16 protein-coding genes are annotated in these 14,808 nt (G+C 69.3%); 7 read left to right on the top strand and 9 right to left on the bottom strand.

Going from position 1 to position 14,808, the window contains the following annotated elements; translation table 11 throughout:
* Positions 1-39 precede the first annotated feature (39 nt).
* A complete protein-coding gene (locus ACIBP6_RS03220; RefSeq protein ID WP_397048227.1) occupies positions 40-303 on the bottom strand; it encodes a hypothetical protein in 264 nt (87 codons plus the stop codon).
* A gap of 121 nt (positions 304-424) precedes the next feature.
* Entirely contained in the window at positions 425-1,237 is an 813-nt protein-coding gene (locus ACIBP6_RS03215; protein ID WP_397048226.1) for a transglutaminase-like domain-containing protein, read from the bottom strand.
* Positions 1,238-1,450: 213 nt separating this feature from the next.
* On the opposite strand from ACIBP6_RS03215, the gene ACIBP6_RS03210 reads away from it, so the two are divergent.
* The gene (locus ACIBP6_RS03210) at positions 1,451-1,957 is read left to right on the top strand and encodes a hypothetical protein (protein ID WP_397048224.1); all 507 of its coding nucleotides are present in this window, start codon (positions 1,451-1,453) and stop codon (positions 1,955-1,957) included.
* A gap of 226 nt (positions 1,958-2,183) precedes the next feature.
* On the opposite strand, the gene ACIBP6_RS03205 is transcribed toward ACIBP6_RS03210, so the two are convergent.
* The gene (locus ACIBP6_RS03205) at positions 2,184-2,516 is read right to left on the bottom strand and encodes a helix-turn-helix domain-containing protein (RefSeq protein ID WP_397048222.1); all 333 of its coding nucleotides are present in this window, start codon (positions 2,514-2,516) and stop codon (positions 2,184-2,186) included.
* Positions 2,517-2,588: 72 nt separating this feature from the next.
* Between ACIBP6_RS03205 and ACIBP6_RS03200 the strand changes: the two genes are divergently transcribed.
* Positions 2,589-3,074: a hypothetical protein gene (locus tag ACIBP6_RS03200; protein WP_397048220.1), complete on the top strand. Its 486-nt coding sequence runs from the start codon at positions 2,589-2,591 to the stop codon at positions 3,072-3,074.
* A gap of 225 nt (positions 3,075-3,299) precedes the next feature.
* Here ACIBP6_RS03200 and ACIBP6_RS03195 read toward each other — a convergent pair whose 3' ends face one another.
* Entirely contained in the window at positions 3,300-3,857 is a 558-nt protein-coding gene (locus tag ACIBP6_RS03195; protein ID WP_397048218.1) for a TetR/AcrR family transcriptional regulator, read from the bottom strand.
* Between the two features lie 120 nt (positions 3,858-3,977).
* Between ACIBP6_RS03195 and ACIBP6_RS03190 the strand changes: the two genes are divergently transcribed.
* Positions 3,978-4,898, top strand: coding sequence for an NmrA/HSCARG family protein (locus ACIBP6_RS03190; protein WP_397048216.1), 921 nt, complete (start codon positions 3,978-3,980; stop codon positions 4,896-4,898).
* A 543-nt stretch (positions 4,899-5,441) separates the two neighbouring features.
* Here ACIBP6_RS03190 and ACIBP6_RS03185 read toward each other — a convergent pair.
* The 3 genes from ACIBP6_RS03185 to ACIBP6_RS03175 all read right to left on the bottom strand — a co-directional run bounded on the left by ACIBP6_RS03185 (position 5,442) and on the right by ACIBP6_RS03175 (position 7,051).
* Complete coding sequence (locus ACIBP6_RS03185; RefSeq protein ID WP_397049291.1) at positions 5,442-5,720, bottom strand: IS3 family transposase; 279 nt, start codon at positions 5,718-5,720, stop codon at positions 5,442-5,444.
* Between the two features lie 249 nt (positions 5,721-5,969).
* Positions 5,970-6,140: a hypothetical protein gene (locus ACIBP6_RS03180; protein WP_397048214.1), complete on the bottom strand. Its 171-nt coding sequence runs from the start codon at positions 6,138-6,140 to the stop codon at positions 5,970-5,972.
* Positions 6,141-6,475: 335 nt separating this feature from the next.
* Positions 6,476-7,051 (bottom strand): TetR family transcriptional regulator, encoded by a 576-nt coding sequence (locus ACIBP6_RS03175; protein WP_397048212.1) that lies wholly within the window; start codon positions 7,049-7,051, stop codon positions 6,476-6,478.
* Positions 7,052-7,163: 112 nt separating this feature from the next.
* Here ACIBP6_RS03175 and ACIBP6_RS03170 point away from each other — a divergent pair, with 112 nt between their 5' ends.
* Complete coding sequence (locus ACIBP6_RS03170; protein WP_397048210.1) at positions 7,164-8,072, top strand: SDR family oxidoreductase; 909 nt, start codon at positions 7,164-7,166, stop codon at positions 8,070-8,072.
* Between the two features lie 160 nt (positions 8,073-8,232).
* Here ACIBP6_RS03170 and ACIBP6_RS03165 read toward each other — a convergent pair whose 3' ends face one another.
* A complete protein-coding gene (locus ACIBP6_RS03165; protein ID WP_397048208.1) occupies positions 8,233-11,499 on the bottom strand; it encodes a BTAD domain-containing putative transcriptional regulator in 3,267 nt (1,088 codons plus the stop codon).
* A gap of 144 nt (positions 11,500-11,643) precedes the next feature.
* On the opposite strand from ACIBP6_RS03165, the gene ACIBP6_RS03160 reads away from it, so the two are divergent.
* The 3 genes from ACIBP6_RS03160 (at position 11,644) to ACIBP6_RS03150 (ending at position 13,868) form a co-directional block, all read left to right on the top strand.
* A complete protein-coding gene (locus ACIBP6_RS03160) occupies positions 11,644-12,405 on the top strand; it encodes an SDR family oxidoreductase (protein WP_397048206.1) in 762 nt (253 codons plus the stop codon).
* Positions 12,406-12,578: 173 nt separating this feature from the next.
* Complete coding sequence (locus ACIBP6_RS03155) at positions 12,579-13,010, top strand: nitroreductase family deazaflavin-dependent oxidoreductase (RefSeq protein ID WP_397048204.1); 432 nt, start codon at positions 12,579-12,581, stop codon at positions 13,008-13,010.
* A 585-nt stretch (positions 13,011-13,595) separates the two neighbouring features.
* Positions 13,596-13,868 (top strand): ArsR/SmtB family transcription factor, encoded by a 273-nt coding sequence (locus tag ACIBP6_RS03150; protein ID WP_397049289.1) that lies wholly within the window; start codon positions 13,596-13,598, stop codon positions 13,866-13,868.
* Between the two features lie 58 nt (positions 13,869-13,926).
* Here ACIBP6_RS03150 and ACIBP6_RS03145 read toward each other — a convergent pair whose 3' ends face one another.
* The gene (locus ACIBP6_RS03145) at positions 13,927-14,649 is read right to left on the bottom strand and encodes a tyrosine-type recombinase/integrase (RefSeq protein WP_397049287.1); all 723 of its coding nucleotides are present in this window, start codon (positions 14,647-14,649) and stop codon (positions 13,927-13,929) included.
* Between the last annotated feature and the right edge of the window lie 159 nt (positions 14,650-14,808).

The following is a 14,808-nucleotide window of genomic DNA, read 5'->3' as shown; positions in this document are numbered from 1 at the left end:
AGGCAGGGCCGGTGGTCTTGTTGGTGAAGGAGGAGGCGGCTACTCCCTCAGAAGGAGCCGCACCCGGCATTCCTTCAGCACATGTGGTGGTCGGTCGGGGCTCGATGGCGTGTTCTGTGTGACGAGGTCGAGCAGGTGGCTGGCTAGGTCGTCGGGCACGGTGTGGGCCACTGCCGCAGTGATGCCCTCAGTGGCCACGGCGAGAACCAGTTCTTCAGGGCCGTGGAGGCGGCCGTGGTCATCCTGATGCCACAGAACTTTCATCTCGATTTCGAGAAGCTCGAGATGCCAAGGGCCGTTCACGAATAGGCCCGACCTTGGGAGGAAGAGGGGGTGAGAAGATCGCTTCCCGGATTCGATGTGATCGTTTCCCAGCCGATCCTCTGGGGATTCAACGTGCCGCGTCGGGTATGCGGACCGAGTTTCAGCGGATCTCGTCCGGGACTCGCAGGTCGGCGCTGTGGTACAGCCGGTCGACGTCGCTGGGGATGTCTGCCGCGCAGGTTGCCGCGACCTCGTCGATCAGCAGGTCGTAGTCGGTGTCGGTCTTGCCCTCATAGGAAGCGGTCATCCGCCCCCACTCATCCCACGGCAACGTCTCCATCTTCATCAGCGCCGCCAGGTCGCGGATCGCATTGCCGCGGATCTCGGCCGCTCCCCAGGCGTGTGTCGTGCCCGCGACCCCGAACGTGTTCGGATCCGCGGCACCTTGCCGATACAGGCTCCACGCCTCTCCACCGGTCAGGAACTCGCCAGGGGCCAAGTCTTCTGGCTGTGCGGCCCGTTCATCGCCGAGGAGTTGGCTGTCGATGCGGACCCACCGCTGCTCGTCGACGTGCCAGTATTCGGTGATCCAGTGGTCGAGGTTTTGCCCCGCGGCGAAGTAGGTGGCGAACCCGCATCGCGCCCGGGCCCGGAAGCCGCGCAGCCGGAGTAGGGCACAGCTCAGCGTGGCGAAGTGGCGGCAAGTGCCTACCACCCGCTGATGCGCCGGGCGAGTGAGGTGCAGCGGTGCCGAGTCGAGCCGGAGCAACGCCCGAACGATGGCACTGGTGGGACGCAGGTTCTTCTCCGCCATGCGTTCTTGGGGCAGTGTGGCCGCGTCGAATGGATGGAGGAGGAGTCCGTTGGCGGCGCGGCAGATCTCCACTGGGTCAGTCGGCAGATCGGCGGCCAGGGGGAACTGATCGGTGTCCAGAGTGGTGAAGACTCCGGGGCTGGCGTAGTCGATGACCATGCCGCCGACCTTACAAAATTGGTCGGCCGCAGGCCCGTCGATGATTCCCGCGACTATGGCGCCCGGCGGTCGGTATGACTGGCCCCCTGTGTTGGTCATACTGTCGCTTTCCCCGCCGCTGTCGGGCGGGTCGGAATTCGCTGGAGATCTTGCGGTCTTGCGGGCATGCAGTGATCCCGCATCCTACAGTGTGGAGTTGCACACATACGTGGAGTGAATGCAGCAGTACTGCGGGCGCTGCTGCGCACTGGGGAGGCGATGATGTCGCCACTGTTAGAACGGCTGGAACACAAGGAAGCGGCCGCCCGGCAGCGGCTGGAGGAGCTGCTGGAGCAGGTGGAGGCGGCCCAGCAGGACGTGGAGCGGTTCCGCATCACGCGCGAGACCATGGCCGCGCTGGCGGCCGAGGACGACGAGGACGGTGTGGTCGACTCCGGCGACGACACATCTGATGATCATGATGGTGCGGAGCGGCCGCGGCTTCGGGGGTTGCGGGAGCAGGCGGTGGTGCTGCTGGCCAGCGCCGAGGAGCCGATGCGGGCGCGGGATGTGGTGCGGGCGATGGGCAAGCCGGATACCCGCTCGCAGGTGGAGGGGATGCGTTCGCGGCTCAAGCGGCTGGTGGAGGACGGCTGGCTGGCCGAGCGTGCGCAGGGTCTGTACACGATCGCGTCCGGGGTGAACGGCTCGGCCGGGAAGGGAGCCGCGCCCAGGCGATAGAGCGTCTGCGGTGGGCATGGCCCCAGATGAGAGGTGCCGCCGAGCGGGAACTCGACGGCACCGGGTTGCGTGAGCACCCAGCAGGCGTTAACTGACCGTTGCTCGCGCGCTTCTGAGCGTAACGCGCCATGTGGTCGCTTGGGGGCCGTCGAGCCTATTTCGCCTGCCCCAGGGACGGACAGCCCGCCCGGGGCGGGAGGCAAGGACGACGATGTCGCGCACGTCTTCACCCCGCCCCCAAGCTCTTGCCCCGGTTGCCGGTCGGCGCGGTGACCGGCCACAGCCGAACCCCGAGGTCGGCTTCCAGCAGGGCGATGGTGGCCACGTCGGGCCAGGAACGGCCGGCCAGCAGGTCGGCGATGGCTTGGCGGTTGACGCCGGAGCGGGCGGCCAGGCCGCGCAGGCTCAGCCTTCGGTCGGCCAGGATGCCCGCCAAGGTGGCGGCGATGTCCTGCACGACGGCCGCGGCCGGGTGTCCGGCGAGGTTCGCGTGGGGCCAGGCATCCGGGTTGTCGGCCAGTTGCCGCGGGGCGGCCGAGCGGGCGCGTCCTCCCACCATGACGAAGTTCTCCTATCGGTGGATGTCGTCCAGCACCGTAACGGCTGCTTGTCCAGCCGCTATGTGTGGGGTGTGACCCTCGACGCAGGCACCTCGGCGACGATCACCAGCTACCGGCCGCGCCACAACCCGCCCGGCTGGGACACGGTGGCCGAGCAGGTCCAAGCGACCGTCGCGGCGGCCGCGCCGATGGCCGGTTACCGGGTGGAACGGCTGCTGCATGTGGTCGGCCGGCTGGCGCTGTGGTGTCAGGGCCGCGGGTTGCCCGCCGACCCGGAGGTCTGGCTGCGGCACGAAACCATCGACGCGTTCGTGCTGGCTGGCTGCGCCGGCCTGTCGCCGCGCACCGCGCAGACCTACCGCTCCTGGCTGCGCCAGGTACGGGCCGCGCTGGCCTGGGCCGAACGCGGCGAAGCCACCCCGCCCGCGCTCAGCGCACCCGACGAGCGCACCGCCCCCTACACCAGCGCCGAACTGGCCCGGCTGACCGACTGGGCCGACCAGCAGCCCGGGCAGGTCCGCGCCGATGCGCTGGCGCTGCCCTCGGCGCGAGCCTGATCGACCAGCCGGGCCACCAACTCCCGGTCCGACTCCTCGGCTTTGGTCTCCTCGGGCTTGCGGGCCACTCCGGCGTCCTCCAGGTCGATCTCCGTCGATGCCTGGATCCACAGTACTCATCAGGTGCGTTCTTCTTGATCAGGAGTTACACCAGCGACCGTACAGACCCTCGTGGCCCTGTTCACGAGAATCGGATCTGGCATCGCCGAGGGCAGGCGCGCGCGATCACTCGCGATCGGTGGCCGAGGTCCGGAATCCATCCAGTCCGAAGGCCAGTAGCCGCTCTCCCTGGGGTGGGGAGCTCTGCTCGCCCGCCCATGCCGCCGCGTTGACCAGCGCGTACAGGTCCGGGGCGGTGACATCCGGCCGTACTTCACCGGCCGTTCGCGCCCGGGCCAGCAACTCCTCTCCGGCGGCGAGCACCGCTTTGCACGCCGCGTGCAGTTCGGAGGTTTCATCCTCGACGGCCTGCATAAGCGTGGCGCCGAGCCCTCGGTAGATCGTCGTGTGCACCATTGCCGCCCGGGCCCAGATGGCCAGGCCATCGAAGGGTGAGCACGCGGTGAGCAGTTCAGCGCCGGTCGCAGCCAAGGCCTGCATCCGATCACCCATCAGCGCCTCCAGTAGGGCCCGGCGGGTGGGGAAGTGGCCGTAGAGCGTGCCGTTGGCCACCCCGGCCCGGCGCGCGATCGCCTCCAGGGGGAAGTCCGCGCCGTGCTCGGCGAACGCGGCCGCCGCCTCGGTCAGCAGCCGTTCGTAGTTGCGGTGTGCGTCGGCCCGCATGCGACGGCGGGGTGGCGGTGTGCCGGCGTTCATAAGCAGAACCCTCGCTTGAAAAGTTGAGACTATCTCGATATTTTTCTCGGGACAGTCTCAACTTTACCGTTTCCGGAGGTCCCTCACATGACCACACCCGTGAAGCATTCGCTCTCCTCCACCGCCGCCGCGAGCAGGGCCGGCAAACCTGTCCTGGTCACCGGCGCCACAGGCCGACAGGGCGGAGCCACCGCCGCACGCCTGCTGGCCGACGGCTGGCCGGTCCGCGTTCTGGTCCGGGAGCCCGTCGCCACGGCCGCCCGCGGACTGGCCGCAACGGGCGCCGAGCTGCTGGCGGGTGACCTGGACGATACCGGCAGTCTCAAGGCGGCCATGGCCGACGCCTACGGCGTCTTCGCCGTCACCCCCGACGACCTGGACAGCGAACGCGAGATCCGGCGCGGCCGTCACCTGGCGGAGGCTGCGGCTGCGGCTGGTGTCGCCCACCTGGTCTTTGCCTCCGTCGGCGGTGCCGAGCGAGGCACCGGTATCTCCTACTGGGAGAGCAAGTGGGCCATCGAGCAGCACATCGCTGCCCTCGGACTGCCGGCCACCATCCTGCGACCGGTGCGCTTCATGGAGAACCACGCCATCCCCGGGCTTGAGCTGGGCGGCATCTCCACCGACGGAGTCCTGCGCCACCTGTTCGCCCCCGATGTGCCCGTGCAACTCGTCGCCGTGAGCGACATCGGCGCCTTTGCCGCCCTCGCCTTCGCCGACCCCGCTGCCTATCTCGGCCAGGCCCTGGAGCTGGCAGGCGACGAACTGACTCCCGAGGCCACCGTGCGCCTGCTCAGCCGGCATCTCGGGCGCCGGATCACCTACCAGCAGGTCGCCGGCGAGGAGTTGAACCTGAGCAAGGACGCCACTCGGGCCTTCACCGCCCAACGCGGCCTATGGCGCGCCGACATCCCCGCCCTACGCCACCGCCACCCGGACCTGCTGGACTTCCCAAGCTGGCTGGACCAAGGCGGCGCCGAAGCCATCGCCACACTCCTCGAAGGCTGACCCGTCCGATCCGCCAGGAACCGGTGCGGCCGCTCGTCTGCGCGTCGAACTATGAAATCGCGATCACTCACGATCGCGACATGACCACAGTTCGTGAAGCGGTTACGGATGGTGGTCCAGGGTTGGAGGAGCAAGTGACTGGTCAGCCTGCGTCCTGGCATCCGGCCGTCCCCTCCGATCCAGTCGTCAACCTTTGCAACGGCTCTCGGCGTGCATTAGCCGGCAACATCGTTGATTCTGCGTTACCGCGATGCCAAGCTCGCCGCGCATGACCACGATCAAGAGACCGCGCCGTACGAGTGGTGCGGAACTCGTGAACATCCACCCGCACCTGATCCGGGCGGTGCTCGGACTCCCGAACATGTGGCGCCGAAACTCGCGGACGAAGCCAAAGCCACCCTCGCCGCGGTTTAGGTGAGAGTTCGGCGGCCTGGGTGATGTGTTCGTGGGGGAACTACCGGGATGGCGGGCCCGCCTGGACGTGCCGTCAGGTGTTCAGGCCAATCCGGCCGCAGAGCTACCGGGCCTTGTCGCCGGCGTTCATCAACAGCATGGTCGCGGCGTAGCGTTAGCAGACTTGGTCATGTGGTGATTGGTCCCACAGTGTTCGTTACTCGCCGGCACCGCCAACGACTCCTGCCAGTCCCGAACACCTACTTTGGGGCTGGGACCAGCTTCGGGAGCGGAGGGCCGGGTCAGCGAGCGCGGCTTGCGCCGCCTGCGGGCGACCAAGCCGAGCTCGGCCATCCGCGCCGCGACCGTGTTCTCCGAGACCCGCCGACCCGCCTCGTGCAGGTCACGGGTGATCCGGGGGCGAGCCATAGGTTCCGCCGGATGCCTCGAAACAGCGGGTGATCTCGGCGTCCAGGCCCGCCGTTGCTGACGAGCGGTGGGTGCGTCCTGGCCGATGCGGTTCTTCCACTTGGAGAACCACGCCTGCGACACCCCCAGCGCCCGGCAGGAGGTGCTGTGGTCAATGTCGTGCTCGGTCTTCTGGGAGCTGATGAAGGCCGCCACGCTTACCGGCCCATCGCCTCTTTGACCCACAAGACCACGGAACGCTTGAGGACATCACGCTCGTCTTCCAGCTGGGCGCGTTCCTTCTCCCACGCCGTCCGCTCCTTGGGCGTGCTGCTTGACCAGCTCGGCCTTCTCCCGCCGCAGCCGGGCCAGCTCCTCCTGCTCGGACTCCTCCAGCGTCTTGCCTCCGTCGCCGTTGTACTGCTCGTTCAGCCGGTTCATCTGAACCCAATTGTGCAGCGTGTACGGGTTGATCCCCAGATCCCGCGCACCTGGGCCACGGGCTTGCCAGTCTCCTTCACGATACGCACCGCACCCGCCCGGAACTCCGGATCAAAGCGCCGCCGCGTGACTCCTGCCACGACCAAACCTCTCCCAGTTCGGTCTCCACGCTACGAGGGGAAGCGCATCGAGAAGCACCGTCATCACCATGTATTGCGTCGTGGAATGTGGTGTGGGGCGGCCAGGCCGGGTGGAACGCGTACTGTGCCGCCAGGTCGGGATGACCAGGTCGGCAAGCACGGCATCGAGCGTCGTGATCGCTGCGACAGCCGCCCTTACGATTGGTGCGCAGGAGGCGCGGTGCTGGTGGCGCCGGGGTTGAGGGCGGTGGATGCGGCGTCGCGTACCAGGTCGATCAGTGCGCGGTCCGATGCGCCGGTCCTCAGAGCGCGGTCAGCAACGGCGAGGATCGCGCCGATGACGGCACCTGTCAGGACGTCTGCCGCGAAGCCGTCGAGTTGCTTCGGAAAGGCCGCCACCAGGTCGGCGCTCCAGCGTTCTTGCAGCTCGGTGATCTCAAGCAGGGAGCGGGCGCGCAGCGTGGGAACGGAGGCGACGATGCGGGCCCGTGCCAGGACGAGGTGGCGGGCTTTGGGGTCCATGGTCCACGAGGTTGACTCCAGAATCTCGTGCACTGCCCGCTGCAGGCACTGTGCGGGCGTCTCCCCGGGACGTCGCTCGTTGAGGCTGCCGGCCAGCGCCTCCGCCTGCACCAGCCGATCCGGGAAGATCACGTCTTCTTTACTCGGGAAGTAGTTGAAGAACGTGGCGGGTGACACCTCCGCGGCGGCCGCGATCTGGGCCACGGTCGTCTGCTCGTACCCCTGCTTCTCGAACAGCAGCAGCGCCACCTCCATCAGTGTGCGGCGTGTCCGGATCTTCCGCTGTTCTCGCAATCCCATAACGCTATCTTAGATGGTATCTAAACTTAGAGAATCTCTAACTTCGTGTTACGATGCGGGCATGGAACTCAGCGGAGCCACGTCTTTCATCACCGGCGCAGCGCAAGGCATCGGCCTCGGCATCGCCCGCGCTCTGGCTCGCCAGGGCGCCAAACTGGCCCTCACGGACATCGACGACACCCCCCTGAGCGAGGCCGCCGCCGAGCTGGCCGAATTGACCGAGGTGGCCGCCTTCCATCTCGATGTACGTGATCGAGCGGCCTACGCGAGGGTGGCCGAGGAAGCCGAGGAACGACTCGGCCCGGTCACCGTGCTGTGCAACAACGCCGGCTTGGCCTTCCCCGAGCAGCCGCAGGACATGAGTTATGAGCTGTGGGACCTCGCCCTGGACATCAACCTCGGCGGCGTCGTCAACGGCGTCCAGAGTTTCCTGCCCCGCATGCTCCGCCACGGCCGGCCCGCGCACATCGTCAACACCGCCTCCGCCGCCGGGCTGATCGGCGCGGGCGTGGGTCCCATGTACACCTCGTCGAAGTTCGCCGTCGTCGGCTTGTCGGAGTCGCTGCGCCACCAACTCGAGGCCGCCGGCCACCCCATCCGTGTCACGGTCCTGTGCCCCGGCGCCGTTGCCACGAACATCGCCCGATCCTCTCAATCCCTGGTCGCCGCCCAAGAAGGCGGCCCCGAGCTGAGGCGGGCGCAAGCCGGCATCGAACAGCTGACTCCCAGAATCGATGCCGCCGTTGCGCACTTCGGTATCCCCGCCGACACTTTCGGCGAGCTCGTGGTCGAGGCGGTCAAGGCCGACCGCCTCTACGTGCTCAGCGACCGCGCCGGGATCGACCTCATCACCGCCCGGACACAGGCCATCCTGTCGGCCATGCCCGAGCACCATCCCGTCGAGGTCGAGGGCGAGGGCGAGGGCGAGGCCGATCTGGAGGAACTCCGCCGCGCGGTTCGCAAATCGTGAGCATGTATTCCAGCTCGGGTGCGGCCGATCTCCAGTCGGCGGCCCGCGCATCGCGGCGCGTACGTTCTCGGGGGCTCGCCACAGCTCCACACGCGTGAGCGCTGCGTGCTCACGTCCAGTCGTCCATGAGCTAAGCGGGCGCGTGTCCAGGCGTATCCCGTCACGTGCCGAGCAGTTCCGCGGCGTCCGGGTTCAGGGCGGTGCCCAGTTCGAACTCGGCTTCGAAGCTTGCTTCTCCGAGTGCCGCGCGTAGCGCCGCGGTGATCCGGTCCACGTCACCGCGTTCGGCAGCCGGCAGCGGCGCGTCCACCGAGACGCGGGCCGCGGAGGCCACACCGAGCAAGCGTGTGGCCCGCAGAGGGTGGCCGGCGAGTGCCCACGCCCCGGCGAGGCCCTCCAAGGCCAGGGCGATCGCCCGAGGATCGCCGGTGTCCCGGGCCGCGACCAGCCCTTCCCGATGCAGCTCCAGCGCCGTCTTCGCGTCCCCGCGCAGTTCCGCGACGAAGCCGAGCTCGGCCAGGATCAGCGCCGCCCCGTACTCTGCGTCGAACTGCCGGTTCCACTCCAGCCACCGGCGCAGATACGACTCCGCCCGGTCGAGCCGGCCCTGCCGGCGCGCCCCCAGGGCGAGCCCGAGCTCGGCGTACTCCTCGGCCGGTTGGTCTCCCTGCTCAAGGGCGAGGCGCCTGGCCCGCTCGTGGAATTCCTCGGCCCCGGCGTGGTCGCCGGTCAGCAGGGTGATCCTGCCGAGCTCGGACCAGCGCATCGAGGCGTCGGTCCACAGCCCCAGCTCCTCCGCCATCCGCGCCCCCTCCCGGTGCAGGCAGGCGGCCCGCGGATAGTCGCCCTCGATCTCCGCCAGACGTCCCAGCACGGCCGTGGCCTGCAGTTGCCCCCACCGGTCACCGGCCTCGTGGAAGAGCTCGAGACTCTCCTCGCCGTCACGCCGGGAAGCGTTCAGATCGCCGCAGACGTAGGTCTGCATGCCCCGGGTGCTGAGCCCCGCGGCGAGGCCCCAGCGATCGCCGAGCGCACGGGACTCAGTGAGCATCCGGTTCAGCAGTTCCGTGCCCACCGCGGAGTCGCCGAACCTGGTGACCGCGTAAGCGAGCAGCCAGCCCGCCCTGACCCGCTCATGGGGGTCGCGGATGCCCTCGTACACTTCTAGGACGGCCTGACTGTGGCGTGCCAGTCCGTCCGGGGCGCCGGACAGCAGGCTCATCCCGGTGTGCCAGGCCACGGTGCCCGACCGGTCCGGTACCCGGCCGGCCGCAGAGTCCGCCTCGCCCTCACCACCGCCGGAGGAATCGCCGGGCAGGGCGAGGGCTATGGCGAGGTAGCGCTTGGCCTCGCTGAGACGACCGCGCAGGAACCAGTACCAGGCCATCGCGTGGACGAGCCGGCGCATCAGGTGGCCGTCGCCGTCCGCGGCGGCGCTGTCGAGCGCTCTGCGGATATTGGCGCTCTCGGCGTCCAGAAGCCGGAGCCGGCGCTGCTGATCGGCGCCGCGCAGTAAGGGATCCGTCCATTCGGTGAACGCCACGTAGTAGTACGCGTGAGCGCGCCGTACCCGCTCATGCTCGGTTTCCCGCAGCCGCTCCAAGAGGTACGCCGACACCGACTCGAGCAGCCGGTACCGGGTGCCGTCCGCATCGTGGGCGACCAGCACAAGAGAACGGTCGACCAGACGGGTCAGCAGGTCCAGTACCTCGGCGGGCTTCACACCGGCACCGGCGCAGACTGCCTCGGCGGCCTCCAGCGTGCAGCCATCGGAGTGGACGGCGAGCCGGCGCAGCACTGCCTGCTCGGCCGCGGTGAGCAGTTCCCAGCTCCAATCGATCATCGCGCGCAAGGTCTGCTGCCGTGCGGGGGCGCCCCGATGACCGCCGGTGAGCAGCCGGAACCGGTCGTCCAGACGCTTGGCCACCTCACGCACCCCGAGGACCCGGACCCGGGTCGACGCCAGCTCCAGGGCCAGCGGAATGCCGTCGAGCCGGCGGCAGATGGAGGCGATCGCACGGGCGTTGTCGTCGGTGAGGGCGAAGCCGGGCGAGGCCGCCGCAGCGCGGTCGACGAACAACCGCACCGCGCTCGACGCGAGCAGTACCGCCTGATCATCCGAGTCCGGGGGCAGATCAAGCGGGGGCACCGGCCAGACCTGCTCGCCCGAGATGCTCAGCGGTTCCTGGCTCGTGGCGAGGATCCGTACGCCCGGGGCGTCCCGCAGCAGCGCCTGGGCCAGGCCGGCGGCGGCCTCGATGACGTGCTCGCAGTTGTCGAGGACCAGCAGCAGGCGTTGGGTGCGGAGCGCGTCGGACAGACGGTCGGGCAGCGTGCGCGGCAACGGGCCGGAGCGGCCAGCGTCGTCCCGGACCCCCAGCGTCGCGGCCACGACCTCGGCCAGTTCGTCACCCGTGGTGGTGGCGCCGGACTCGGTGGAGAAGGTATGGGCGGCCAGCTCCACCAGCCAGACACCGTCCGGGTGGGAACCGGTCAGGCCGGACGCCACCTCTACCGCCAGCCGCGTCTTGCCGACTCCGCCGGGCCCGGTCAACGTCACCAGGCGGCCCGCCGCGACCAGGGCGCGGACCTCTGGCACGGAGTCCGACCGCCCGACCAGGGCGGTGGCCGGGACAGGCAGGTTGGTGTGGCGGTGCGGCGCGGACATGGGTGCCGGGACGGCCCGCAGGGTCGGGTCCTGCCGCAGGATCTCCCGTTGCAGGGCGGCCAGTTCAGGACCCGGCTCAAGGCCCAGTTCCTCCTCCAGGCTGCGGCGCAGATCCTGGTAGCTGTCCAGGGCCTCGCTCGCCCGGCCCGCGCCGTACAAGGCTCGCATATGGGCCGCGCGCAGCCGCTCCCGGAGCGGGTGACGGCGGGTCAGGTCGCCGAGCTCCCCGGCGAGAAGACCGTGCTCGCCCAGTTCGAGGCGGGCCTCGGCCTGTTCCTCCAGGGCCAGCAGGCGCTGCTCCTCCAAGCGCGTGATAGCCGGGCGCGCGAACTCCTCGTCGGCGAAGTCGGCGAAGGCGGGGCCCCGCCACAACGCCAGCGCCGCGGTGAGCAGTTCGGCGCGTTCGCGGGGGTCCGTGGCGGTACGGGCCCGTGTGGTGAGTGCGGTGAACCGACCTGCGTCCATGGCGTCGTCCGCCACGTCGAGGACGTAGCCGAGGGCCCGGTGCACCAGCACGCCCTGGCCCCCGGCACGGCCAAGCACCCGCCGCAGCCGCGACGCCAAGGTCTGCAGGGCACCCGTGGGATTCGCCGGCGGCGCCTCTCCCCACAGTTCGTCCACGAGCCGATCAGCGGAGACCACCTGCCCCGGGGCCGTCAGCAGAGCAGCGAGCAGTGAACGCACCTTCGTCTCCGGCACCACCACGGCTTCACCGTCCGGCGACCAGACGGCCAGAGGACCCAACACCCCGAAACGCATGAACTCACCGTACGGCCACGCGGTCATCCTCCGGCGTGTCAGCGCACCGCAAGCAGACCGACAGAAAACCGCGAGCCCAGGCCCGCACTCTCTGTGGTGCACCGGTCGGAGCCGGCGCACCACACACCCTTGTAGGAGTCAATGATGAGCAAGTTCGCAGGCAAGAGCGCCGTCGTCACGGGCGGTACCCACGGAATGGGCCTGGCTATCGTCGAAGCGCTCTTGGACGGCGGGGCCGAGGTCGTCCTCACGGGCCGCAATGAGACGAACATCGAGGAAGCGCGTACCGAGCTGAAGCCGCACTCCGCGCACGTCGTACGCTCCGACGCGGGCAGCATGGCCGACATCCGAGCCCTCGCCGGCACCGTGCGGGACAGGCTCGGCCGGATCGACTACCTGTTCGTCAACCACGGTATCGCCGAGGTTCAGACGCTTGAGGAGGTCACCGAGGACTCCTGGGACCGGCACTTCGCCGTGAACGCCAAGGGCGCCTTCTTCACGGTGCAGAGCCTGTCGCCGCTGATCAACGAGGGCGGGGCGATCGTCTTCACCACCGTCGCCAACGATCTGATCTTTCCCGGCCTGAGCGCCTACTCCGGCTCCAAAGAGGCGGTACGGGCGATCTCCCACGTCCTCGCGGCCGAGTTCCTGCCTCGCAAGATCCGCGTCAACGCCGTGGCCCCCGGCTACATCAAGACCCCGACCATGGGTGTCGCGGGGCTGACCGAGGAAGAACGCCGCGAGTTCGAACGGCAGGGCAGCCAGACCACTCCGCTCAAGCGCAACGGCACCGTCGAGGAGGTCGCCGCGGCCGCGCTCTTCCTGGCCGCCGACGCGACCTTCACCACCAACGTCGAGTTCCCTGTCGACGGAGGGTTCGCCCAGGGCCTCAGCAGCGCGCACTGAGGCAAGCCCCGCTTCCACCGCTGCCCCGCCCATGTGCGGGACAGCGGCCCATGAACGAAGAACCGAAAGGTCAGATCCATGACGTCGAGTAGTGCCGTCGGCAGCAAGGCATCAGGGCGTGAGCTCGCGGTCGATGCGGGGTTCGCCCAGGGCATCACGGCGGGAGACCAGTGATGTGGGACGACGCCGCTGACAGCCCCGACCGCTCGGTCGCCGAACATGTCCGCCGCTACCTGGCCACGGACGGCCGTGACGGTCACCTGGAAGGAGGGGTGACGAACCTTGTCCTCACCGTCAGGGGCAGGAAGTCGGGCCGGTGGCTGCGCACGAGGCTGTTCTTCGGGGAGGACGACGGCCGCTACAGCCTGGTCGCGTCCGACTCGGCCGTCACGCAGACGCATCCCGCGTGGTATCTCAACATCGTGGCCAACCCGGAGGTCGGCGTGCAGATCCTCGGCGAGCGCTTCACCGCCCGCGCGCGTACCGCTGAAGGGCCGGAACGGGAGCGGCTCTGGCGCATGATGACCGAGCTCGCGCCGGTCTACCACACCTACGAGGCCAGGAGCCGCAGGCAGATCCCCGTGGTCGTCCTGGAGCACATCTGACCAAGGCAGGCGGATCCGGCCATCCGGCGACAGTGAGCACGATCTTTCCGGTGGTGCGGTTGTCTCGCCGAGCTCAGGTGCCTTGGCCGCTTGCTCGAACGGCAGGACGGTGCCGACCTCGACGCCAGCTTTCCTGCCTCGACCAGCTCGGCGATCGTCGCCATCGCGGCGTTGTCCAGTTCTACGAGGACGAAGCCCACCCAGATGCCGCGCTCCCCGGCCTGGCGAAGGGCGTCCTCGTCAGGCTCCGGATTGAGCCGGGCAAGAGTGCCACCGTCCGGGAGCATTCAGCGAGTCCTCCGGGACTGGCTGGGTGCCGACCCCGAAGCGCATCTCGGGACCGTGTCGGCCGAAGACATGGAAGCCGTACGCGACATGCTCGCCGCTGTCTTCGACCTGTAGAGCCTGGATCCGCGTTCCCAGGGGAAGGAGAACCATGACCTCCAGCAAACAGCGGACGCGGCCTGGCTGTACTACATTGACGAGCCGCTGGTCGACTGAGCCGCGCACAAGCTCGAGCTCCATCCCGACCTCGAGGGCGAAGGCCTTGGCTACTGCTTCGGCACCTGCTCGTGCGGCGAGTTCCTGACGCTGGCCAGCCCGATACGGCTCCACCTGATGTGGCTGATCACCCACGCCTCCTACGACGTCAGCACGCTGGCCACGCACGCGGGCATCAGAATCGCCACGGTCTCCCAGCACCTGGCCAAGCTCCGCCTGGCCGGCCTGATCATCGCACGCCGCAACGGCCGCCGGACGCTGTACGCGGTGGAGAACCCCCACGTGATCACGCTGATCGGCCAGATCTTCGATCCCATCGCCCCCGACGGAAGCCTGGCACCCGATCCTCCCCGGTAGCGTGCACCGGCCGCGGTTGGCCCGCCCCGGGCGTGGTCCGCTGGGAATCAGCACGGGGTCACAGGTCCTCGATGTAGCCGGCCGCGATGTCGTCGGGCGGGTTGGTGTACAGGCGCAGGTAGCGGTCGTTGGCGTGGCCCAGGCGGCGTTCGACCTCGGCGCGGTTGTGGCCGGAGGCCTGCGACAGGCTGAAGGCGAAGGTGTGGCGCGCGTCGTGCGGGCGCAGCGTGCCGAGCCTGCGCTCCAGGTTGGGCATCTGGGCGTCGTGCAGGCGGCCGATCTCGCCGACGATGGTGTTGATCGAGCGCGGCGACAGGCGGCCGTCGGGGCGGCGATGGAGGCGGCCGACAGCAGCAGCGCGGCCGCCGCGGTGCCGGGGCGCGCAACTGGCGTCAAGCCGAAGCGCGGCAGCCCGAACAGCAGGCGCGCGGAGAAGCTGACCAGGCCACGACCGCCGACCGGGTGGTCGTGGCCTGGAGCATGGCCGGATAGTGGAGGAGGGCCGGCGTCGAGACCTTCTCACCGCGGGCGGCCGGTACGTGTGCTCTGGCGCCTGGGAGCGACACTCCCCCACGTCCTCGTCACGCTTGAACCGGGCCTCACCGGGCGGCGCGGTGAAGGGCAAGCGAGGCCGGGAGGCGCACCGAGTGGCCCTGGCCACGGCCGGATGATCTGCCCGGTGGTGAGGCTTGGCGGACGGGGCCGTCGCCGGCGGCGCGCAGGTGGTCGGCTCCAGCCCGGACACGACCACAGTCGCACTCGACGGTGTCTCGGGCGACATGATGACCGGTTCGGTCCGCTTCCTGGCGCTGGCACGGGCCGTCGCCGACGGCGGCAGCGTCAGCAGTTCCGGCGGCACCCTGCTGGTCAGGGCCGCCGACCAGCGTGACGGTGCTGGTCTCCATCGGGGGCCAACCCGGAGCACACGCACGAGATCTGG

This window comes from Nonomuraea terrae (assembly GCF_044465245.1).
Lineage (GTDB): Bacteria > Actinomycetota > Actinomycetes > Streptosporangiales > Streptosporangiaceae > Nonomuraea > Nonomuraea terrae.
Note: the sequence above shows the minus strand (reverse complement) of the source record. Positions and strands in the feature narration are given on the sequence as shown.

Bases quoted from the DNA above. Each gene is read 5' to 3' on its own strand.
- ACIBP6_RS03215 (WP_397048226.1), bottom strand. From the start codon at position 1,237: ATGGTCATCGACTACGCCAGCCCCGGAGTCTTCACCACTCTGGACACC.
- ACIBP6_RS03205 (WP_397048222.1), bottom strand. From the start codon at position 2,516: ATGGTGGGAGGACGCGCCCGCTCGGCCGCCCCGCGGCAACTGGCCGAC.
- ACIBP6_RS03195 (WP_397048218.1), bottom strand. From the start codon at position 3,857: ATGCGGGCCGACGCACACCGCAACTACGAACGGCTGCTGACCGAGGCG.
- ACIBP6_RS03190 (WP_397048216.1), top strand. From the start codon at position 3,978: ATGACCACACCCGTGAAGCATTCGCTCTCCTCCACCGCCGCCGCGAGC.
- ACIBP6_RS03185 (WP_397049291.1), bottom strand. From the start codon at position 5,720: ATGGCTCGCCCCCGGATCACCCGTGACCTGCACGAGGCGGGTCGGCGG.
- ACIBP6_RS03180 (WP_397048214.1), bottom strand. From the start codon at position 6,140: ATGAACCGGCTGAACGAGCAGTACAACGGCGACGGAGGCAAGACGCTG.
- ACIBP6_RS03170 (WP_397048210.1), top strand. From the start codon at position 7,164: ATGGAACTCAGCGGAGCCACGTCTTTCATCACCGGCGCAGCGCAAGGC.
- ACIBP6_RS03165 (WP_397048208.1), bottom strand. From the start codon at position 11,499: ATGCGTTTCGGGGTGTTGGGTCCTCTGGCCGTCTGGTCGCCGGACGGT.
- ACIBP6_RS03160 (WP_397048206.1), top strand. From the start codon at position 11,644: ATGAGCAAGTTCGCAGGCAAGAGCGCCGTCGTCACGGGCGGTACCCAC.
- ACIBP6_RS03155 (WP_397048204.1), top strand. From the start codon at position 12,579: ATGTGGGACGACGCCGCTGACAGCCCCGACCGCTCGGTCGCCGAACAT.
- ACIBP6_RS03145 (WP_397049287.1), bottom strand. From the start codon at position 14,649: ATGTCGCCCGAGACACCGTCGAGTGCGACTGTGGTCGTGTCCGGGCTG.